Raw genomic sequence first — 20854 nt, forward strand, 5'->3', positions numbered from 1 at the left:
GTTCCTCAGGCGGAATCCCGTTGGTGCCGGCGCTTGAGCAGGCAGGATTCTTCAATGGTTTTGACGAGTTCACGGGCCAGTTGCGCTGGCGTCCCGGTAAAGCTGGTGCAGCCGGTTTCCGCCACCGAGTCCGGCATGGAGCTGTTGGCGCAGCTGGCGCTGTCCTGGACCCAGATGCGACCACCGTGGGCACGCAGCAGTGGCGCCGCGATGGCGCCATCGTTACCCATGCCGGAGAACAGGATAGCGTGACAGCGGGGGCCGAAGTGATCGCCGACGTTCAGCAACACCTGGTCGATTGAGGGACCATAGGGGCCGGGCCAGGGAGTGTCTTTCTCGGTCAGGGTTCCCTGATGGCTGAAGGTCCACTCATGGTCCACTGGCAGCAACACCACGTCGCCGTTGTTGACGGTCATGCCCTCCTCGGCGTGGCGGAGGCGGTAATGGGCGTGTCGCCCCAGCACCCGGGTCAGCACCTCGGTAAAGTTGCCGTCGATGTGCTGGGCGTAGACGAAGCCCACCGGCAGGCCGGCGGGCAGATGGTCGAGAAAGTCCTTGACCGCAGCAGGTCCACCCAGGGACGCGCCCAGTACCCAGACTTCCTCTGCCGGCCGGTCCTTGGCTCCGGGGGTGATCCAGTGCGGCAGTTCCAGGTTGTCGGCAGGGGCCGGGTCGGTGCTGGCGAGTTCTTCCAGGCTGTCTTCGGAATCCAGTTCCTCCAGCGACCCCAGGTGTTTCTCCAGCTTGTGCTGCAACCGCCGTTCCCAGCGGAAGTAGTCGGTGCCGCCGGGCCTGGGCGCCGGGTCGACGCCGAACAGTACCGGGGCGTCGGTGTTGCCCAGTAGGTGATCAAACAGTGCCGGATGGTCGGCCTCGTCCTCCAGGGTGATCAGCCACAGCTGCGCGTCGGGCAGTGGTGAGTACACCAGCAGGCGGCTGGGGTCGCCGCTGAAGCCGCCGGCCAGGCCGAACTTGGCCAGCGCCTCCTGCAGCCGGTGGCGCTGGAGAACGCTGTCGGAAACCACCGCCACCGTGGGACGGCCGCACCGGCTGGCCATCAGTTGTCACCGGTCAACCGTTCAATCGTGTCAAGCAACTCGGATTCCTGGAACGGTTTGCCCAGGTATTCGTTGACACCGATCGACAGGGCCCGCTCCCGGTGCTTCTGACCGGTTCGCGAGGTGATCATGCAAATCGGGGTGTCCCGGAGAGCCTCGTCGTGGCGTACAAAACTGGCCACTTCGAAACCGTCCATCCGCGGCATCTCGATATCCAGCAGGATGATATCCGGCCGGTGGTCCTGCAGTTGGGCGACCGCATCGAGGCCGTCTTTCGCGGTGACCACCTCCATGCCGTTGCGTTCCAGCAGGCGTGAGGTCACCTTGCGAACCGTGACCGAGTCGTCCACCACCATGACGACGGTTGCGCTCTCGTCGCGGCGGCCGGATTCCTGGGCGCCTTCCTGCTCGGCCAGACGCTGGCGCTCGGACAGAATGTCGGAACGGATCATCGCCGGCAGATCGAGGATCACTACCACGTTACCGTCACCGAGGATGGTTGCCCCGGATACGCCCCGGACTGAACTGAACTGCGGTCCGAGGGATTTTACAACGATCTCGCGGGAGCCCATCAGGCTGTCCACCTGCAGCGCCATTGGCTGCTCGGCGCCGCGCACCAGGATCACCGGCAGCGGCAGGGCCTGGCCCTGGAGCTTGGGCTGGTGGTCACTGTTGAGCAGGCTGCCGAGGTACTGTAGGCGGTACTGCTGGCCGGCGTATTCGTACATTGGCGCTTCCGGCTTGTAGTACTCCTCCAGCTCGTAGGTGCTGACCCGCACGATGCCTTCGATGGTATTCAGCGGGATGGCGTAGAAGTCCTCGCCGGTGGACACCATCAGGGCGCGGTTGACCGATACCGTGAACGGCAGGCGCACGGTGAAGGTGGTGCCACGGCCGACCGCCGATTCGATGTCGAGGGCGCCGCCCAGCTGCTTGATCTCACTGGCAACCACGTCCATTCCGACACCACGGCCGGAAATCTGAGTCACCTGCTGGGCGGTGGAGAAGCCCGGCTGCAGGATGAACTGCAGGATCTCACGATCGCTGAGATCCTCATCCTCCCGCATCATGCCCTGGCGCACCGCCTTGTCGCGAATCACGCTGGTGGGGATGCCCTTGCCGTCGTCGACCATCCGCAGTACCACATCACCGCCCTCACGGGTCAGTGACAGCACCACCTGACCGGTGTCGGGCTTGCCGGCGGCCTGACGGTCGGCGGGGGCTTCGATGCCGTGATCGAGGGCGTTACGCAGCATGTGCTCCAGCGGGGCAATCATCCGTTCGAGGATGTTGCGGTCCATTTCGCCCTCGGCGTTGCGAACGTCGAATTCCACTTTCTTGCCCAGCTCGCCGCTGATCTGACGCACGATCCGCCGCAGTCTTGGCACCATCGACGCGAACGGAATCATCCGCGTCTTCATCAGGCCTTCCTGCAGTTCGGTGTTGATGCGGGACTGCTGCACCAGCAGGGTTTCGGTATCGCGAATCCGGTCCGCCAGGGTTTCCCGCAGGTCCGCCAAATCCGATGAGGACTCGCTCAGGGCCCGGGACAGCTGCTGGATGGAAGAGTAGCGGTCCATCTCCAGCGGGTCGAAGTCGTCGCCGTAGTCGGGGCCATGCTCGCGCTCGGTGCGGAACAGAATCTGGGCCTCGGTCTCGATGTCCATCCGCCGTAGCTGCTCGCGCAGACGCTCGATGGTGGCGGCCATCTCGTCCAGAGTGTGGCCGAAATCACTGGTCTGCTGTTCCAGGCGGCCACGGGTAATACTGGTTTCCCCGGCCAGGTTGACCAGCTCGTCCAGCAGCGGCGCCGATACCCGGATCGACTCCTGATTGCCGCCACGGTTGGCGGCCTTGGCTTTCTTGGCCGCCGGCTGAGCCGGTTTGGGCGCCGCCGGTGCCTTGGCCTTGGCAGGCTTGGCCGGGACCTGGGTGGCTGCCGGCGCCGGCGCTGGCTGGGTTGCCGGCTTGGACGCGGGTGTTTCCGGGGTCGCGGCCTGGCTCTGCTGCTCGTAACGGTCGCGAACGTCGCCGACCTGGGCGACCAGGGCGTCGTAATCCCGGGTAATGGTCTGCCAGGTGGCCTCGTCCGGTGCTTCCCCGCCGAGCGCGATCAGCTGGGATTCCAAGCCATGGGCCTGATCCCCCAGTTTTGGCAGCTGCGACAGGCGAGCGCCGCCCTTGAGGGTGTGAAGTACCCGCTGGGCTTCCTGGTTGAAGTGGTTATTGGCCGGCTCCTTGTGCCAGTCGGCCAACAGTTGCTCGAGCTGATCGATCAGCTCGCCGGCTTCTTCCAGGAAGATCTCGATCACTTCCAGATCGGGCGCGTCGTCGTCCTGGGCGGTGGCGTCACTGGGCGCAGACACTTCGTTACCGCCGCGGACCTCACTGAACGCCTCCAGCAGGGTGGTTTCCGGGGGTGGCTGGTGGCCTTCTTCCAGGGTCGCCAGCATGCGCTTGAGGGCGAGGTTGGCACGACTGCTCAGTTGCAGCACGGTGTCCTGGTTGCCGGTACCACTGATCAGCGCTTCCAGCGTTTCTTCCCAGCCCTGGGCCAGATCGGCCACGCTGTCGACGTCCGCCAGGCGGGCACCGCCCTTGAGGGTGTGCAGTTCCTGCTGCAGCTGGGTAATGCCAGTGAGCTGTTCGGGCTCTTCGCGCCATTGCGCCAGGCACTCGTTGATGGCCTCGTGAATCTCCAGGCCTTCATCGAGGAAGATACCAATCAGGTCTTCGTCCACCGGCTCCAGATCCGTCACCGGTGACTGCTCGCGGCTGGCCGCGGCTTCGGTTGACGCGGCAGGTGCATCCTTCACCGAGGGAGCTTCAACCGGGGCACCGTCCATCACCGCACGGACCTCGGCCACCAGCTCCTGGGCTGGTGGGCAGGGCTTCTGGGTGGCTACCTGTTCCACCATCTGGGCCAGCCGATCGTGGCAGGCAAAGAGCAGGTTTACCATCGGCTCGGATGCGGCCAGGCGACCTTCCGCCACCTGCTCGAACAGGTCCTCCAGCACGTGGGTGAGGTCGCCAATGGCATCGACGCCGGCCATGCGGGCGCCACCCTTGAGGGTATGGACGTCACGCTGCAGCTCGGCGGCGATGTCCCGGTTGTCCGGGTTCTCGCTCCAGCTGTGCAGGGCACTGCCGGTGGAGTTGATCAGGTCGTAGGCTTCTTCCAGGAAGATGCCCACCAGTTCCGGGTCCAGCTCGGAGAGATTGAACTGGTCGTTGTGGGTCTCTTCCGGGATTTCCGCCGCTTCCGGTTCGGCCGCAGAGGCCGGCATTTCGGGGAGCTCCAACTCGATCTCGGTGTCCCCCACCGGTGCCGGGCTGTCGTCGCTGAGGGCATCACGCAGCGCCTGCAGCAGTTCCGGCGCAGCCGGACAGGCGCCCCGATCGGCGATGGTCTCGACAAAGGCGGCCAGTTGATCGTGGGCACGCAGGGCCAGCTCGGTGCGGGCCGGGGTCGCCGCCAGACGGCCCTCGACGATACGCTCGAACAGCGTTTCCATCTCGTGGGCGATGTCGGCAACCGGGGTAATCTCGGCCATGCGGGCGCCACCCTTGAGGGTGTGCAGCTCCCGCTGCAGTTCTTTCACCAGATCGGCCTGTTCAGGCTGCTCCTGCCACTGGTACAGCAGTTCGGCACTGGTGTTGATGATCTCGCCGGCTTCTTCGAGGAAGATCTCCGCCAGCTCCGGGTCCAGACCTTCCAGACCGCTGTCGCCGGACTCGGCGCTCTCGGTGGCTGCGGAGTCAGCGTCTGCCGCCCCTTCACCGGCACCGGGACCGGCATCAGCGCTGGCATCCGCATCGGGACTGGCTTGTGGTTCCGGCTGCTCGCCCCGCAGGTAACCCTGGATGGCGGCGATCAGTTCGTCGGCCGGTTCCGGGGACTGTTGCTGTTCAATGCCGTCCACCATGTTGGCCAGGCGGTCGTGGCACAGGAACAGCAGGTCGCCGAGGGTGTCATTGGCTGTCAGCTGGCCGTCGGCCAGGCGCTCGAACAGGGTTTCCAGCTCGTGGGCAAGATCGCCCACCGGGGCGATGTCGGCCAGCCGTGCGCCACCTTTGAGGGTGTGCAGGTCCCGTTGCAGGCCGCGCAACAGCTCGTTGTTGTCCGGCTCGGACTGCCACTGCTGCAGTGCTTCGCCGGTGCTGTCCACCAGGTCGCGGGCCTCTTCCAGGAAGATGGCTGCCAGTTCCTGGTCGTCGTCTTCGTCCAGTGCCGGCAGCTCCGGCAGCTCATCGTCCTGCTCCGGCAGGGTCAGCTCAAGGCTTTCGTCGATGGCTTCCAGGTCGCTGTCGAAGGCGTCGCTGAGTTCGTCACTGGCGGCGCTGTTCGCCAACTGCTCCTGCAGCTGCTGCAGTTGCGACATCAGCGCTTCATCCGGCACCGTCGCCAGGCCAGCGGCAACCTGATCCATCATATCGATGAGGTGGTCATGGCCGGCCTTGGTGGTGGTGAAGAAATCGGCGTCCGGTGTGACCTGGCTGAGTTTGGCGTGTTCGTAGACCGCGGCCAGGGAACCGGCCAGATCGGTGACGTCGTTGAGGCCAACCTCGCGCCCGCCCTGGGCCAGGTGTTGCAGCTCCTGGATCAGGGTGTCGAGACGGGCGTTCCGGTCCGGATGACCGGCCCAGTCATCGAGAATGTTGTCGGCATCCAGCAGGATGTCCAGCCCCTCGTTGAGGAACAGCTGCACCAGTTGTGGATCGGTCTTGGGTTTGACTTCGCTGACTTCGGTCTCACGCAGGTTGCCGACGGTGTGGGCCGCCAGTTGCGCCAGGCGCTCCAGGAAGTCGTCGGTGCCGGCCAGTTCCGCCTGCGGGTTCTCGCGGATCTGGGCCAGGCCCTGCATGATGAATTCGCAGGCGTCGGCCATCAGTGCCAGGGCTTCGCGGTCAGCCTTGAGATTGGCGGCACGGGCGTCTTTGACAAAACGTTCCAGCGGCGTAATGACCCGGGCGATGGGGTCGATGGACGCGGTGTGGGCGCTGCCCTTGAGGGTATGCAGCGCGCGGGAGACGTCGTCGGTGTAGCTGGCGGTGGCCTTGTCGCCGGCGGATTCGAGGAAGTCCTGCAGGGTTTTGAGGTGGGTTTCCGCCTCACTCTCAAAAATGTCCAGCAGCACCGGATCGGCCAGATCGTCTTCGTCCAGGCTCAGATCGCTGCCGTCCGCCGCCATGGTTTCCGCCGGCTCCTGCTCGTGCTCATCGTCGTCGGCGCCGGGCATGCTGCGGGTATCGGGGATATCACCATTGGCCAGGGCGTTGGCCCGGGACTCCAGCGGCGCGGTGTCGATCGAGGCCGGCCGGCGTAGCTCGAAATCTTTGACCAGACCGGGCACTTCCTCGGTGACGTCGGTCAGCAACCGGGCAACATTCTCGTTCATCAGGATGCTGCCATCGATGACCCGGTTGAGCATGTTCTCCACCGCCCAGGCCAGTTCGCCCACGGCGTTGGCGCCGACCATCCGGCCACTGCCCTTGAGGGTATGGAAGGCACGGCGGATTTCGGTGAGGGCGCTGCGGTCATCAAGCTGACGCAGCAGCATGGGCAGGAACTCACGGATGGTGTCGAGCACTTCCGCGGCTTCCTCGATGAAAATCTCGACAATCTCATCGTCGATCAGGTCGTCTTCTTCGGCCTCCGGTGCGCTGACGGTTGCGGCTTCCGCCTCGTCGGCGGTGTCCGGCTCGGTGACCGGGGCCTCGACTGTTTCGTTGGCGGCTTGCGGCGCTGCGGCAGGCGCCGTATCCGCGCTGATCTTGCTGGTGGTGGCAAGGGCTTCGGCGCGTTCAATCAGCCCGGCGACATCGCCGTCGGCTCGACCCTGGCGGAAGTCCTGGATCAGCTGGGGCAGGCGCTCGTTGACTTCGTCCACCAGGGTGAACAGGTCATCGCTGGCGCGGACTGTCTGGTCGATGACCCGATTGAGCAGGTTTTCCACCGACCAGGCCAGTTCCCCAAGGCTGCTGGCGCCCACCAGGCGACCACTGCCCTTGAGGGTGTGGAAGGCGCGACGGACTTCGGTCAGCGCTTCGTGATCGTCATGGTGCTGGCGCAGGCGAGGGTAATAGTTGCGGATGGTGTCGAGCACTTCCTCCGCCTCTTCCACGAAGATGGCAAGGATCTCGTCGTCCAGCAGTTCGGCGTCCGATTCCTTGGCCGTGGTGGCAGCCAGTGCTTCCGCGGGGGTTTCTTCCTCGCTATCAGCGGCTTCCGCCACCGTCGCCTCAGCCTGCCAGGTTGGCTCGGCGCCAACCGGGAAGCCCAGGCTGGCGAGGCTGTCGGAGGCGACGGAAAGAATGGAATCGCTATCGCCCATGCCTTCGGCCAGGTGCTCGAGGTAGTACTCGATGCTGGTGATGGCGTCGGCCAGGGAATCCAGTTGTTTCCAGTCCGGTACCTGTTTGCCGGTAAGCAGTACATCGGAGATGTAGCGTTCTGCGGACGCCAGCATGTCGGCCACCCGGTCCAGCGGCACCAGCCGGAGACCGCCACAGATGCTGTGCAGCAGTCCGGGAACGTGCTCGATTTCGCGCTGGTCCCATTGGGAGGCAATGAAATTGACCACAGCGGTCTTTACCTGCTCCAAGGTGTTGCGGGATTCCCGCAACAGGGCAGTGTTGGCTTCGCCCAGTTCCTGGCTGCCCAGGTTGAGGCTGCCACTGTCGGAGCTGGCTGGTGTCTCCACCGCCCGGTCGCTGTCGAGGCCGGCAAGGCTGGCTTCGACGTAGAGCAGGGCGCCGGCAATGTCCATCAGGGTGCCGTCATCGACGGTGGCGACCTGCTGGCTGAGTCTGCTGACCAGATCGATCTGGTCGTTGACCACCTGGCGGGGAATGCCCAGCCCCAGGACGGCGAGGGTGTTGGCCACCTGGCGCAGGCCGGGCAGCAGCTCACCGAGCTCGTCGTTCTGGCGGAATTCGGCGCGGACGAACAGGTCAAGCTGGTCTTTCAGCTTGGCCAGCTCTTCGTTGAGGGCGCTGACCACTGAATGAATCGCTTCCCGTCCCGGGCCGGAAACCCGGTGACGGGCTTCGGAGACGTCGTCTTCGGAGGGCAGGGCGTCGTCCAGCTTGAAGGTCTTGCGCAGTTCCCGGACAAAGGGCGTGTCCAGGCCGCGGGCGCGGGCGACGTAGTACAGCAGGTGCTTGAACATCGCTTCCGGCAGTGGCTGCTGGAGGATGTCCACGTGCTCTTCGATCAGTCGGCGCAGCTCGTTGTCCAGCTCCCGCAGGATGGACTTGGCCGCGGTGTTGACCGGGTTGTCGCCACTCTGCAGGGTTTCCACCAGGCCGCCGGCGGCGCGCCAGAGCTGCTCCCGGGGGGTGCGCTGGCACAGTTTCACCAGCCGCTGGATTACCTTCTGCAGGTAATCGAACTGGGCGCCGAGGTTCTCTTCGCGCACCACGCCGGCGAGGGCGAACTGGTACATCTGCCGCAGTTTGCGCAGATGGCCGAGCACCTTGGGGTCCTGCAACCGCTGCACCGCGCTGTCGGACACTGGCTGTTGCACCGGACTGAGGTCCGGTTTGAACAGCGAGGTGTCGGACAGCAGGGCCTCGCCGCGGGCAGCCCGCAGATCGTTCAGTAGTGGCAGCAGTACCAGCGGGAAGTCGTCCCGGCTGCTGCCCAAGTGTTCCAGGTATTGCGGTAGCTGCAGGATGGCCTGCATCAGCACTTCAACGGCGTCGTCGACGTTGGCCACGCTCTCATTGAGTACGGCGGTGGTCAGCTGTTCCATCTCTTCGGTCAACAGCGCAGCGCCGTAGAGCTCCACCATCTTCAGGGTGCCATGCACCTGATGGAGGTAGTTCAGGCAAAACCGCAGGCGTGCGGTGTCGTCGCGATTTTCGACGAATGCCTCAAGCGCCTGCTGACCCTGAATCAGCGTGTCCTGTATTTCTCCCCGAACCCAATCCAGGGCGATGCTGTCATGGTGATTGCCCATAACCACTCCGGTTATTCTTCGTCAGACTGGCGACGAATCCACGCCAGTACATTCTCCGAGGGAACCCGTTGCAGGCCAGGAGGCTGCCAATCGGTCAGCTCTCCCTGGCCGAGGACGAGTAAACCCCCGGGCGCCAGCCGCTCTGCTAGTCGTTTCACGATCTCCCGCCGCCGCCAGCGGCGGAAGTAGATCAGCAGATTCTGGCAGTAAATAATGTTCATGCCGTGCATGGGCGCGTGTTTCAGGTCCAACACGTTGAGGCGGGTGAAACACACCCGCTCCCGTATGCGTTCGACGATCTCCACGGAATTCCGCTCGGCGGGGCGGAAATACCGGGTTTTCAGCGCCTCATCCATACCCAACAGCTTGCGGGCGTTGAACAGTCCCCGCTGGGCCTTGTCGATGGCCGGTTTGCTGATGTCCGATCCGGTGATGCCAAACAATGGCGGCAATTCCAGCTGGTTCATGCTTTCGTTGAGCAGCATGGCCAGGGTGTACGGCTCTTCTCCGGTAGAGCAGCCGACACTCCAGGCTTCCAGCGGACGCTGTTTCAGCACTTCCCGCGGGCGGGTGAGGATGTAGTCCGCCACCAGCTTGAAGGCATCCGGATCACGGAAAAACCGGGTTTCCTGGACGGTCAGCCGGTCCACCAGAGTGGACCACTCGACCACGGCGTCCGGACTGGACACCACTTTCTCGTAATAGGCCTGATAGCTGCTGCAGCCGATCTCGCGCATGCGAATCCCGAGGTTGGTTTCGAGAAACGACTTGCGCTCGGGCGCCAGGGAAATGCCGGTACGGTGCTCAAGCAACGTCTGCCACTGGTCGAACTGCGCCTCGTCCATATCGGGGAGTCGGCGCATCGACCAGCTGCCGGGAGCGGTGGACAGGTCGTTGCGGGTGGCAGCCATATACCGTCATTCGCCCTGGTGCGGCAATCAGCTGACCACCGGCACGTCTTCCAGTTCTTCGGCTTCGTGCTCGGCGGACTCTTCCTCCGGCAGGGTGAAACCAGCCACCGAGGAACGCAGTTCGGATGCCATTTCCGCCAGGTTCCCGATCGATTTCGCGGTGGCGTTGGTACCGGACGACGTCTGCGAGGTGATTTCCTGGATGACGTTCATGGTGTTGGAAATGTGGGCCGCGGACGACGACTGCTGACGTGCGGCGTTGGAGATGTTCTGGATCAGCTCCGCGAGGTTCATCGATACGTTCTCGATTTCCTCGAGGGCGATACCCGCATCCTGAGCCAGGCGTGCACCACGGACCACCTCGGCGGTGGTGTGTTCCATGGAGATAACCGCCTCGTTGGTATCGGACTGGATCGTCTTAACCAGGGCTTCAATCTGCTTGGTTGCTGCGGAGGAACGTTCCGCCAGGCGCTGAACCTCGTCCGCAACCACCGCGAAGCCTCGACCGGCGTCACCGGCCATACTCGCCTGGATAGCGGCGTTCAGGGACAGGATGTTGGTCTGGTCGGCAATGTCGTTGATCAACGATACGATGTCACCGATCTCCTGGGAGGACTCACCCAGACGCTTGATCCGCTTGGAGGTTTCCTGGATCTGCTCACGGATGTTGTCCATGCCGCGGATGGTGTTCTGTACCACTTCCGCGCCTTTCTTCGCGATCGCAACCGACCGCTCCGCAACCGCGGAAGACTCGGCGGCGTTGGAGGATACCTGGTCGATGGACACCGCCATCTCGTTCACCGCCGCAGAGGCGCCGGCGATTTCCTGAGCCTGGTGCTCGGAGGCGTCAGCCAGGTGCATCGCAGTTGCCTGGGTTTCCTGGGCGGCTGAGGAGACTCGTACCGCGGTTCCCCGAATCGCCTGTACCAGGCCACGCATCTGGTCGATCGCGTAGTTGATGGAGTCGGCGATGGCACCGGTGAAGTCCTCGGTTACCGTGGCCTCAGTGGTCAGGTCACCGTCCGCGAGGTCGGCGAGTTCGTCCAGCAGTCGCAGGATCGCGTTCTGGTTCTGTTCGTTCTGTTCCTGGGTGGTGGACAGACGGTCCTGGGCTTCGCGGTAGATGGTGATACCGATCAGTACCACGATACCGATCATGCCGGCCAGGATGATGAAGGCCAGAGTCGGGCTGACCAGACGGGAGCCGGCATCGCTACGGAACTGGTCGGCCAGTACCGAGATGTCGTCCAGCAGGGTCTGGGAGTTCTGGAAAATGTCGCTGGCTGCGGTACGGACCTTGAAGAGGTCGGGAGAAGCTTCAAGGATCGCGTCTACGTTCTGGCGTACGAATTCGAACAGCTCAGATACGGCTTCCAGGCCGTAGATGGCGTCTTCATCGCTTACCATGGTGATGCCCATGGCGGGGTTACCGTCCACCTGGCCTTCCAGTACGCGACCGAACAGGCTGGCGTCGCGACCGAAGCGGTCAGCGGCGATAACGGCGTCTTCATCACCGGACAGTACGTTGTTGACCGAGCGCACGATCCGCTCTGCCAGCAGGGACTGGCGTTGGGCCAGGGCGATCTGTTCCGCCGGGGCGTCGTTGTCGAGCAGGATCTGTACGATGTCGTCGTACTCCACCTGCAGCTGCGGAATCGTTTCGTTCAGGGTCTGGGCGACCTGGTGCAGGCCGAGCACGGCATCCTGGGTGGAGAGGATGCTGTCAGCGTTGGCGCGAACCGCGTCCCATTTGGCCTGGACGCCACTGTTGGCGGCCAGCTCACTCGCCGGCAGGCCGGTTTCCGGGTTACCTTCGACGATGTAGCTCCAGAGCTGGGCAAACTCGTCACGGGAGCGGCGCAGCTGGTCGAAGGCTTCCTCGGTACCGCCGGCGGCCTCCGTGGCGTTTTTGGCGATCTCCTGGGACAGTACCCGCAGCTCCGCGGCGTGGGCGATGTATTCCTGGTCGTGCTGGCTTTCCCTGTTGATAATGAACAGGACCACGACGAGCAGGACGGTTAATGCGATCAGCGCCGCGATCAGGCCGGCAACCAGCTTGTTGCCTCCCTGTCCCATGCTGATACTTCCGGCTCTCTTTTTCATCTTCTGGCTCCCGGCCTTTTCGTTGGCAAGTTAGGTTCTGTGGTTAGCTGGATGGGTGATGGTGTTCCTGCCATTGCCATCACCACTGGGCAACATCCAGAAAGCGTTCGTCGTTAACCAGTCCGGTGGTCGAGAACACTTTCCAGGTCTCGTCGTTGCGTTCATAGCCTCCCTGAACGAAAGGCTGAACGACTTGAGGAACATTGCTCGGCTCGGCGTCGAAGCTGTCTACCGCGAAGTACTGCATGCCGGAGACGCCATCGACCACCAGGCCACTGAACACGTCGCCCTGTTCAATCACCAGTACCCGGCGTTCCCTGACGCTGCGGGCACTGCGTGGCAGATCGAAGAAATGGGCCAGATCGATCAGTGGCAGCAGGCGGCCACGGACATTGGCGGCCCCCATCATGAACGAACGAACCCCCGGTATATGGGTGTACCGGGGGACGTGAAGGATCTCGACCACTTCACCCATCGGGGCGACATAGCGTTCGCCGGCGAGGGTAAAACCGATGCCGTTCCATAGCTCTATGGCTTCCTGCTGTTCCGGCAGGCCTGCCGCCATGGAGCGGCTACGTTGGGCGATATCCGTCAGAACGGCAAAGGGGGCGGCCTGGGCGGACATGCTTACTCCATTCGAAGAATCAGGCGATCAGACTGTTGATGGTTTTGATCAGATCGTCTTCGTTCACGGGCTTGACCAGGTAACCCTTGGCACCCTGGCGGGTACCCCAAACCCGGTCGGTTTCCTGATCCTTGGTGGTAACGATAACCACCGGGATAGATGCGGTCTCCGGCGCACGGGTCAGCTGACGGGTAGCCTGGAAACCGTTAAGGCCAGGCATGACCACGTCCATCAGGACCAGGTCCGGGCTGTCGGAGCGGGCACGAGCCACGCCGTCGGCGCCGTTGTCGGCGGTCAGGACCTCGTGGTTGTGCTTCTCAAGGATGCTGGAGATCTTCTTAACCTCGGTGGGGGAATCGTCAACGATCAGAATGCGGGCCATGGTTTCCTCAAACTAGTTCTGGGTGTCAGCAGCGATCACTGTTCCGCCTGGGGAACGTACTGACGGATGGTATTGAGCAGTTCGTCTTTGCTGAACGGCTTGGTCAGGTACTGATCCGACCCGACAATGCGACCTTTGGCCTTGTCGAACAGGCCGTCCTTGCTGGAGAGCATGATCACCGGCGTTTTCTTGAAGGCAGAGTTGTTCTTGATCAGGGCGCAGGTCTGGTAACCATCCAGCCGGGGCATCATGATATCAACAAAGATGATGTCCGGTTGGGAATCGGCGATCTTGGCGAGAGCGTCAAAGCCGTCGGTAGCCGTGATGACTTCACAGCCCACCTTCTTGAGCAGTGTTTCGGCGGTTCGACGAATCGTTTTGCTGTCGTCAATCACCATGATCTTCAGATTCTCGAAGTTGTCATCCATTGTCCAACTGCCTTGCGCTCAATAACATGATTTGGATCGGGGTTTTAACACACTCTGGAAGGGTGATCTATAAGCCCCGCTTCTTTATAGAGTATCGATGGCCGGAGAAAAAGCATAAGTTTGTGACCAAATGTACCCATGACGCCCGGTTCACGCGCTGGCCCGATGCATTCACCGAGTGCATTCAGAATGCGGGTACACTACCATCTGTGCTCTCAGCATAGCACTTATTGTTGGCGCCGCTCTGCTGACCGGTTCCTGTTTTCGACAAACGATCTGAAGAGGCATTATGACAGTCCGACTCGGCATAGTAATGGACCCCATCGAGGCCATCCAATTCAAGAAAGACAGCTCCCTGGCCATGCTTTGGGCGGCCCAGCAGCGGGGCTGGCAGATCGAGTACATGGAACTGCCGGATCTATACCTGGCGGGCGGCCAGGCCCGAGCCCGGACACGGGATCTGACCGTGGCGATGGACCCGCAGGACTGGTACACGTTTGGTGACAGCCACGACCGGGCGCTGGGCGAGCTGGACGTGATCCTGATGCGTCAGGACCCGCCGGTGGATCGCGAGTTCCTGATGGCCACCTACATCCTGGAAGCGGCCGAGCAGCAGGGCGCACTGCTGGTCAATCCGCCGGCGGCCCTGCGGGACTGCAATGAGAAGCTGTTTGCCACCCAGTTCGACGATCTGACCCCGCCTCTGGTGGTCACCCGTTCCGCCGAACGGCTGCGGGCATTCTATGCCGAGCACGGTGACGTTATCATGAAGCCTGTGGATGGTATGGGCGGTCGTTCGATCTTCCGGGTGCGGGAGAACGACGCCAACCTGGGGGTCATCATTGAAACCCTCACCAACCACGGTGCCCACCAGGCGATGGCGCAGAAGTTCGTGCCGGAAATCAGCGACGGCGACAAGCGCATCCTGATGATTGAGGGAGAGCCGGTACCTTACGCGCTGGCGCGGATTCCGTCCCAGGGTGAAAACCGGGGCAATCTGGCCGCCGGTGGTCGCGGCGAAGGCCGGGAGCTGACCGCGCGGGATCGGGAGATCTGCGCCCGGGTTGCGCCGGTGATCAAAGACAAGGGGCTGATTTTTGTCGGTCTGGATGTGATTGGCGATTACCTGACCGAGATCAACGTCACCAGCCCCACCTGCATCCGTGAACTGGACGCAGCGTTTGGCATCGACATTGCCGGTCAACTGATGGATGCCATCGCCCGCCGGCTGGATGCCGGACGCCAGGCTGGCTGAACAGTCAGCACATTATATAGATGCAGGAACGCAGGAAGTACTGAGCAATGGCAGCGCAGGTCAGCGATTTCGATCGCTTCACATTTACCCTGTTCATGGCGCTGGCGTTTCACGCGGTGGTGGTGCTGGGCATCACCATTGCGCCGGAATCGCCGCGATCGTCGGCCCAGACCATGGAGATCACACTTTCCCAGTTTGACGATCAGCAAGCCCCGGAACAGGCGGATTTCCTCGCCCAGACCAGCCAGCAGGGCAGCGGCAGCGAGGACGAAGTGCGGGAGCTTACCAGCCCCCAGCCTTCCCCGATGAATCAGCAGGCGGAGCAGCCGGTCCAGCCGCAGGCGCCGGCCCGGTCCGAACCGGTCCGTCAGCAGCAGCGCCAGGTGGTGCAGACCCAGGGCGAGAGCCGGCGCCAGGTGGCTCTGGCGGAAGATGCCGAGCCGACGCCGGAGCCGGATCAGCAGCGTCGCAGCCTGATGGAGCGCAGCCTGGAGATCGCCAGCCTGGAAGCGCGTTTTGACGCCCAGCGCCAGGCCTACGCCCGCAAGCCGCGGGTGCTGCGGGTGACCGCAGCCTCGACCCTGCGTTCCGACAACGCCTGGTACGTGCAGAACTGGGTCAGCAAGGTGACCCGCATCGGCAACATCAACTACCCGTCGGAAGCTCGCAGCAACAGCCTTTATGGTTCACTGCGGATGCTGGTTTCTCTGCGCAAGGATGGCACAATCAAGGAAATCGCCATTCTCAACTCCTCCGGCAGTACCGTGCTGGACGATGCCGCGATCAATATCGTGCGGATGGCGGCGCCGTTCCCGGCCTTTACCGACAAGATGAAGGAGCAGACCGATGAGCTTGAGATTATCCGTACCTGGTCCTTCCAGCGCCGGGGGCTGACATCGGGATGAGCGAGACCACCGCGACAGAAACGTCACTGCGCGATCATTTCCTGATCGCCTCACCCTACCTGGAAGATCCCCGCTTCCACGGTACCGTCATCTATCTGTGCGAGCACTCCGACGAAGGCGCGCTGGGGCTGGTGATCAACCGTCCGCTGGAAATCCAGCTGGGAGAAATCCTGGAACAGCTGGACATGGAAGGCGGCGAGCTGGAACAGCCGGTGCTGATGGGCGGCCCGGTGCAGAACGAACGTGGCTTCGTACTGCACCGTCCGGGCAACACCGACTGGCAGGGCAGCATGCTGGTCAGCGACCAGGTCTGCCTGACCACCTCCCGCGACATACTGGCGGCCATTGGTGAGGGTGAGGGCCCCGGCGAGTTCCTGGTGGCTCTGGGTTACTCCGGCTGGGCCGAAGGCCAGCTGGAAGAAGAGCTGGCTGGCAACTCCTGGCTGACCTGTCCCGCCGACGCCAACATGATGTTCCAGACCCCCTGGCAGGACCTCTACAAGGCCGCGCTGGCCGGCATGGGCATTGACCTGAACCAGCTCAGCGAGTCCACCGGCCATGCCTGACCCCCGCAGCGAACAGGTGCTGGCGTTTGATTTTGGCACTCGCCGGATTGGTGTTGCCTTTGGCCAGCAGCTGCTGGGCACCGCTCGTCCGGTCACCATGCTGCCGGCCCGCGATGGCATTCCGGACTGGAACCTGATCACCCGGCTGCTGGACGAGTGGCGTCCCCAGCGCCTGGTGGTGGGCCTGCCACTGAACATGGACGGCAGCGAGAACGATATGTGCGCCCGGGCGCGGAAGTTCGGCAAGCGTCTGCATGGCCGCTACCATCTGCCGGTGGAAATGGTGGACGAACGACTGACCAGCTTTGAGGCCAAGGGCGAAGTGATGGCGGAGCAGGGCAGCCGGGACTTTGGCCGTCACGGCGTCGATGACCTTGCCGCCGTACTGATCCTGGAAACCTGGTTTAACCAACAGACAGACCGGGCACCGGACTGATTACCCTGTTCAGAGGCATCTTCAATTACCCAAGCGAGGCATCAATGACCGCACTGCTGAATATGGATGAGTTACTGGACCAGCTGGAGGCCGGGGTACGCAAGCACCTGCAGGACCGGCAGATCGAACGGCCGGCGCTGATCGGTATTCGCACCGGCGGGGTGTGGATTGCCGACGTGCTGCAGAAGCGCCTGGGCCTGGACGAGCCCTATGGTGAACTCGATATCTCCTTCTACAGAGACGATTTCAGCCGTCTGGGCCTGAACCCCCGGGTCAAGCCCTCGCATCTGCCGTTTGAAACCGAGGACCGGGACGTCATCCTGGTGGACGACGTCATCATGAGCGGCCGCACCATCCGTGCAGCGATGAACGAGATCTTCGATTATGGCCGGCCAGCGAGTATCATCCTCGCCACCCTGATCGACCTCGGCAACCGGGAGCTGCCCATTCACCCCGATGTGGTGGCCCAGACCCTGACCCTGAAGGAGTCCCAGCGGGTCAAGCTGCGGGGTCCGGACCCGCTGCGGATCGAAATGCGGGAGACCTGATGCCGCCTGGAGCGAAGGCAACCGGCGCCAGCCCCGCACGGGTGGCAAGACAGAACCGACACAGGCGACGACATGATCCCAAATGACCCATTCCCATCCCTGCAATTGACCGCCGCTGGCCAGCTCAAGCACTTCCTGACCCTGGACGGGCTGGATCGGGCGCTGCTCACCGACATTCTCGATACCGCCGATTCCTTTATTGAAGTGGGCGAGCGCCGGATCAAGAAGGTGCCGCTGTTGCGGGGACGCACGGTGGTCAACCTGTTCTTCGAGTCCAGCACCCGTACCCGCAGCACCTTCGAGCTGGCCGCCAAGCGGCTGTCCGCTGACGTGCTCAACCTGGACATCAGCACCTCCGCCACCTCCAAGGGCGAATCCCTCTCCGACACCCTGCTCAATCTGGAAGCCATGGCCAGCGATATGTTCGTGGTGCGCCATTCCCAGAGCGGGGCGCCTCACTTCATCGCCGAATCGGTGACCCCGGGGGTGGCCATCATCAACGCCGGCGACGGCCGCCATGCCCACCCGACCCAGGCGATGCTGGACATGCTGACGATCCGCCAGCACAAGGGCGGATTTGAGGGGCTCAAGGTGGCGATTGTGGGGGACATCCTGCATTCCCGCGTGGCCCGGTCACAGATTCGTGCGCTCAATACCCTGGGGGCCGAGGAGGTCCGGGTGATTGCGCCGGGCACCCTGCTGCCGACGGACGTCGAGGCACTGGGCTGCCGGGTCGAGTACGACATGGCCGCCGGCATGAAGGACCTGGATGTGGTGATCATGCTGCGGTTGCAGAAAGAGCGGATGGAAGGCGCGCTGCTGCCCAGTGAGCGGGAGTTTTACCGGCTCTACGGCCTGAGTCAGGACAAGCTGGCGCTGGCCAACCCGGAGTGCATCGTGATGCATCCGGGACCGATCAACCGCGGTGTGGAAATTGAGTCGGCGGTGGCCGACGGCCCGCAATCGGTGATCCTCAATCAGGTAACCAATGGCATCGCTGTGCGGATGGCAGTGATGTCGATGGCAATGAGCGGCCAGGTGGCCGAGCGGGGACAGAACCAGGCAGCAGGAGAACAGGCGTAATGACTCAGCCCCAAGGCACCCTTCGAATTATCCATGGCCGGCTGGTGGACGCCCGCGGCGACAGCGGGTCGCCGCAGACCCTGCTGGTCCGTGATGGCCGTATCGAGGCCGTGGGCGCGGACGCTGAACAGGGCCCGGCGGACCGGGTGCTGGACGCCAGCGGCTGTGTGGTCACGCCCGGTTTCTTCGATCTGCACTGCAACCTGCGGGAGCCCGGCAATGGCCAGAAAGGCAACATTGCCAGTGAAACCCTGGCCGCCGCCCATGGTGGTTTCACCACCGTCTGTGCGTCGCCGGAGACGTCACCGGTCAATGATTCCAGCGCGGTGACCCACGTCATCCTCGACGTCGCCGCCAGCCGGTCACCGATCCGGGTGCTGCCGGTGGGAGCGGTGACTCGGGGCCTGGCTGGTGACCTGCTCAGTGATATGGCGGGCCTGAAGAAGGCCGGCTGTGTGGCGCTGGGCAATGGTGCCCGGCCGGTGGCCAACGCCCGGGTGCTGCGCCGCTGCATGGCCTATGCCCGCACCTACGACATCCCGTTGATGATGACTCCGATCAACGAGGCGCTGGCGGCCGATGGCTATGCCCACGACGGCCTGGTGGCGTCCCGTCTGGGGCTGTTGGGCATTCCCGAGGTGGCGGAAACCACCGCGCTTATGGAACTTCTGCTGCTGGCCGAGGAAACCGGCGTACGACTGCACCTGGCGCAGTTGTCGTCGGCCCGCAGTGTGGCCATGGTGGCGGACGCCCAGGCCCGTGGCGTCGCGGTCACCGCGGATGTGGCCATGCATCAGCTGCTGTTCACCGAAGCGGCCCTGGCGGGCTTCGACAGCCGTTTCCACGTTCGTCCGCCGCTGCGCACCGAAGCCGATCGGCAGGCGCTGCTGGCCGGTCTGCGGGATGGTGTGATTGGCGCCATCGTGAGCCAGCACCAGCCTCACGATTCGGCTGCCAAGCAGGCCCCGTTGGGGGCCACCGAGCCTGGTTTGTCCACCATTGAGAGCGTGCTGCCCCTGGGGCTGCGGCTGGTGGCGGACGGCCAGCTGACCCTGAGCCAGCTGGTGGCAGCCCTCAGCCATGGCCCGGCTGCGGTTGTGGGTGAACAGGCCCTGCTGGCCCCGGGCCAGACGGCGGATCTGTGTGTGTTCGATCCGCGGGCACCGTGGCAGGCCAGCGATCACGCTCTGCGGTCGGCCGGCAAGCACGCCCCGGTGCGGGACCAGGTGCTGATGGGGGCGGTCCGCTACACTCTCCGCGAGGGTCAGGTGGTCTGGCAGGCGGTCGACTGACCCCTGCAATCGAGACCTTTCGCCGGCCGTCCCTGTCCAGGGGGCGGCCCTGTTGCCACCGCCCGGAATGAGGCAGGCGTTACGGGACGCCTGTCGAATACGTCACACTTTCTCTCCTTTTTGCCTCAACGCCCTTGAAGCCAGGCACCTGTGCCAACGTATTCTTTGCGGGGCCGCTCTAGGCTCGAACCGGAACAGGTCGGATGCCACCAGCGACGGTCGCCTCCCGTCCGGTGTCTCACAACAATAATCAGGAGTTATCCCGTGAAACCACGCAATGCCCTTCGCAGGGTGGTGGCGGCCTCCGCGCTGCTCGCCAGTCTAGCCCTGCCCGCCCTGGCGGAGACCACCGCCGAACCCATCGAACGCAGCTTCTGCGTGTTCGACCCCGTGGGCGCCAATGGCCCCCTGTTCGCCATCACCAAGACTTTCCAGCCGGTGGCCCTGCGCGAGGGTATCAAGCTGGAACTGCGCGCCTACACCGATGAAAAGGTGGCGGCGGAAGACTTCAAGGCCGGCCAGTGTGACGCCGTGCTGCTGACCGGCACCCGGGCGCGGGAATTTAACCGCTTTACCGGCAGCCTGGAAGCCATGGGGGCGGTGCCCGGTGAAGAGGAAATGCGACTGCTCTACAACACCCTGGCGCAGCCCAACGCCCGCCCGTTCCTTATCGAAGGCAACTACGAAGTGGCCGGGGTGTTTCCCGGTGGCGCGGTCTACCTGCACACCCGTGACCGCAGCATCGATACCGTCGAGGAACTCCAGGGCAAGAAGATTGCCACCCTCGATTTTGATGATGCCTCGCTGCGGATGGTACGCCACGTCGGTGCGTCGGTGGTGGGCGCCAACACCGCCAGCTTCGCCGGCAAGTTCAACAATGGCAGTGTCGATCTGGCCTATGCCCCGGCCGTGGCCTACACGCCACTGGAGCTCTACAAGGGCGTGAGCCCGGACGGTGGGGTGTTCAAGTATGCCCTGGCCTACATGAACTTCCAGGTCATCATCCACCGCGATCGTTTCCCGGAGGACGCGGGCCAGATGGTGCGCAATGAAGCGATCAAGCGCATCGATGAGGCCTACGAGATTATTGCCCAGGCCGAATCCGAAATTCCGCAGGACGTGTGGATGCTGCCGCCGGAGGCGGATGTGGTGGAGTACGACAAGATGCTGCGGGAAGTGCGGCTGTCGCTGCTGGCCGAAGGCGTCTACGACGAGCGGGCTATCAAGCTGATGCGGGCCATCCGCTGCCGGGTTGATGGCAGCCGGGCGGAATGTTCCTCCTGAATGGCATTGGGGCA

The 20854-nt window shown here is 63.5% G+C and carries 15 protein-coding genes; 8 read left to right on the forward strand and 7 right to left on the reverse strand.

The window, feature by feature from the left end; genetic code table 11:
• Nucleotides 1-5: 5 nt before the first annotated feature.
• The 7 genes from MLD24_RS06705 to pilG all read right to left on the reverse strand — a co-directional run bounded on the left by MLD24_RS06705 (nucleotide 6) and on the right by pilG (nucleotide 13471).
• A complete protein-coding gene (locus MLD24_RS06705) occupies nucleotides 6-1058 on the reverse strand; it encodes a chemotaxis protein CheB (protein ID WP_248165488.1) in 1053 nt (350 codons plus the stop codon).
• Complete coding sequence (locus MLD24_RS06710) at nucleotides 1058-9022, reverse strand: hybrid sensor histidine kinase/response regulator (RefSeq protein WP_248165497.1); 7965 nt, start codon at nucleotides 9020-9022, stop codon at nucleotides 1058-1060. Before MLD24_RS06710 ends, MLD24_RS06705 begins: the two co-directional genes overlap by 1 nt.
• Nucleotides 9023-9033: 11 nt before the next feature.
• Nucleotides 9034-9933, reverse strand: a complete 900-nt coding sequence (locus MLD24_RS06715; protein ID WP_227173231.1) for a CheR family methyltransferase — start codon at nucleotides 9931-9933, stop codon at nucleotides 9034-9036.
• Between the two features lie 27 nt (nucleotides 9934-9960).
• Nucleotides 9961-12036: a methyl-accepting chemotaxis protein gene (locus MLD24_RS06720; RefSeq protein ID WP_227173233.1), complete on the reverse strand. Its 2076-nt coding sequence runs from the start codon at nucleotides 12034-12036 to the stop codon at nucleotides 9961-9963.
• A 79-nt stretch (nucleotides 12037-12115) separates the two neighbouring features.
• Nucleotides 12116-12661: a chemotaxis protein CheW gene (locus MLD24_RS06725; RefSeq protein WP_227173234.1), complete on the reverse strand. Its 546-nt coding sequence runs from the start codon at nucleotides 12659-12661 to the stop codon at nucleotides 12116-12118.
• A gap of 19 nt (nucleotides 12662-12680) precedes the next feature.
• Nucleotides 12681-13043: a twitching motility response regulator PilH gene (pilH, locus tag MLD24_RS06730; protein WP_227173236.1), complete on the reverse strand. Its 363-nt coding sequence runs from the start codon at nucleotides 13041-13043 to the stop codon at nucleotides 12681-12683.
• A 35-nt stretch (nucleotides 13044-13078) separates the two neighbouring features.
• Complete coding sequence (gene pilG, locus MLD24_RS06735; RefSeq protein WP_227173238.1) at nucleotides 13079-13471, reverse strand: twitching motility response regulator PilG; 393 nt, start codon at nucleotides 13469-13471, stop codon at nucleotides 13079-13081.
• A 289-nt stretch (nucleotides 13472-13760) separates the two neighbouring features.
• Here pilG and gshB point away from each other — a divergent pair, with 289 nt between their 5' ends.
• The 8 genes from gshB (at nucleotide 13761) to MLD24_RS06775 (ending at nucleotide 20840) form a co-directional block, all read left to right on the forward strand.
• Nucleotides 13761-14726, forward strand: a complete 966-nt coding sequence (gene gshB / locus MLD24_RS06740) for a glutathione synthase (RefSeq protein ID WP_227173239.1) — start codon at nucleotides 13761-13763, stop codon at nucleotides 14724-14726.
• Between the two features lie 47 nt (nucleotides 14727-14773).
• On the forward strand, nucleotides 14774-15631 hold the full coding sequence (locus MLD24_RS06745; protein ID WP_248165498.1) for an energy transducer TonB: 858 nt from the start codon (nucleotides 14774-14776) through the stop codon (nucleotides 15629-15631).
• On the forward strand, nucleotides 15628-16197 hold the full coding sequence (locus tag MLD24_RS06750; protein WP_248165506.1) for a YqgE/AlgH family protein: 570 nt from the start codon (nucleotides 15628-15630) through the stop codon (nucleotides 16195-16197). The genes MLD24_RS06745 and MLD24_RS06750 overlap by 4 nt, the downstream gene beginning before the upstream one ends.
• The gene (gene ruvX, locus MLD24_RS06755; RefSeq protein ID WP_248165509.1) at nucleotides 16190-16633 is read left to right on the forward strand and encodes a Holliday junction resolvase RuvX; all 444 of its coding nucleotides are present in this window, start codon (nucleotides 16190-16192) and stop codon (nucleotides 16631-16633) included. The genes MLD24_RS06750 and ruvX overlap by 8 nt, the downstream gene beginning before the upstream one ends.
• 44 nt (nucleotides 16634-16677) lie before the next feature.
• A complete protein-coding gene (gene pyrR, locus MLD24_RS06760; protein WP_248165511.1) occupies nucleotides 16678-17181 on the forward strand; it encodes a bifunctional pyr operon transcriptional regulator/uracil phosphoribosyltransferase PyrR in 504 nt (167 codons plus the stop codon).
• 72 nt (nucleotides 17182-17253) lie between these two features.
• Entirely contained in the window at nucleotides 17254-18264 is a 1011-nt protein-coding gene (locus MLD24_RS06765; RefSeq protein ID WP_248165513.1) for an aspartate carbamoyltransferase catalytic subunit, read from the forward strand.
• A complete protein-coding gene (locus tag MLD24_RS06770) occupies nucleotides 18264-19556 on the forward strand; it encodes a dihydroorotase (protein WP_248165515.1) in 1293 nt (430 codons plus the stop codon). The genes MLD24_RS06765 and MLD24_RS06770 overlap by 1 nt, the downstream gene beginning before the upstream one ends.
• Before the next feature lie 264 nt (nucleotides 19557-19820).
• Entirely contained in the window at nucleotides 19821-20840 is a 1020-nt protein-coding gene (locus MLD24_RS06775; RefSeq protein ID WP_248165517.1) for a putative solute-binding protein, read from the forward strand.
• Nucleotides 20841-20854: the final 14 nt, after the last annotated feature.

Source organism: Marinobacter xestospongiae (assembly GCF_023156385.1).
Classification (GTDB): Bacteria; Pseudomonadota; Gammaproteobacteria; order Pseudomonadales; family Oleiphilaceae; genus Marinobacter; species Marinobacter xestospongiae.

What these genes read in the sequence shown, in the direction of transcription:
- MLD24_RS06705 (WP_248165488.1), bottom strand. Translation starts at nt 1,058, where the DNA reads ATGGCCAGCCGGTGCGGCCGTCCCACGGTGGCGGTGGTTTCCGACAGC.
- MLD24_RS06710 (WP_248165497.1), bottom strand. Translation starts at nt 9,022, where the DNA reads ATGGGCAATCACCATGACAGCATCGCCCTGGATTGGGTTCGGGGAGAA.
- MLD24_RS06715 (WP_227173231.1), bottom strand. Translation starts at nt 9,933, where the DNA reads ATGGCTGCCACCCGCAACGACCTGTCCACCGCTCCCGGCAGCTGGTCG.
- MLD24_RS06720 (WP_227173233.1), bottom strand. Translation starts at nt 12,036, where the DNA reads ATGAAAAAGAGAGCCGGAAGTATCAGCATGGGACAGGGAGGCAACAAG.
- MLD24_RS06725 (WP_227173234.1), bottom strand. Translation starts at nt 12,661, where the DNA reads ATGTCCGCCCAGGCCGCCCCCTTTGCCGTTCTGACGGATATCGCCCAA.
- pilH (WP_227173236.1), bottom strand. Translation starts at nt 13,043, where the DNA reads ATGGCCCGCATTCTGATCGTTGACGATTCCCCCACCGAGGTTAAGAAG.
- pilG (WP_227173238.1), bottom strand. Translation starts at nt 13,471, where the DNA reads ATGGATGACAACTTCGAGAATCTGAAGATCATGGTGATTGACGACAGC.
- gshB (WP_227173239.1), top strand. Translation starts at nt 13,761, where the DNA reads ATGACAGTCCGACTCGGCATAGTAATGGACCCCATCGAGGCCATCCAA.
- MLD24_RS06745 (WP_248165498.1), top strand. Translation starts at nt 14,774, where the DNA reads ATGGCAGCGCAGGTCAGCGATTTCGATCGCTTCACATTTACCCTGTTC.
- MLD24_RS06750 (WP_248165506.1), top strand. Translation starts at nt 15,628, where the DNA reads ATGAGCGAGACCACCGCGACAGAAACGTCACTGCGCGATCATTTCCTG.
- ruvX (WP_248165509.1), top strand. Translation starts at nt 16,190, where the DNA reads ATGCCTGACCCCCGCAGCGAACAGGTGCTGGCGTTTGATTTTGGCACT.
- pyrR (WP_248165511.1), top strand. Translation starts at nt 16,678, where the DNA reads ATGACCGCACTGCTGAATATGGATGAGTTACTGGACCAGCTGGAGGCC.
- MLD24_RS06765 (WP_248165513.1), top strand. Translation starts at nt 17,254, where the DNA reads ATGATCCCAAATGACCCATTCCCATCCCTGCAATTGACCGCCGCTGGC.
- MLD24_RS06770 (WP_248165515.1), top strand. Translation starts at nt 18,264, where the DNA reads ATGACTCAGCCCCAAGGCACCCTTCGAATTATCCATGGCCGGCTGGTG.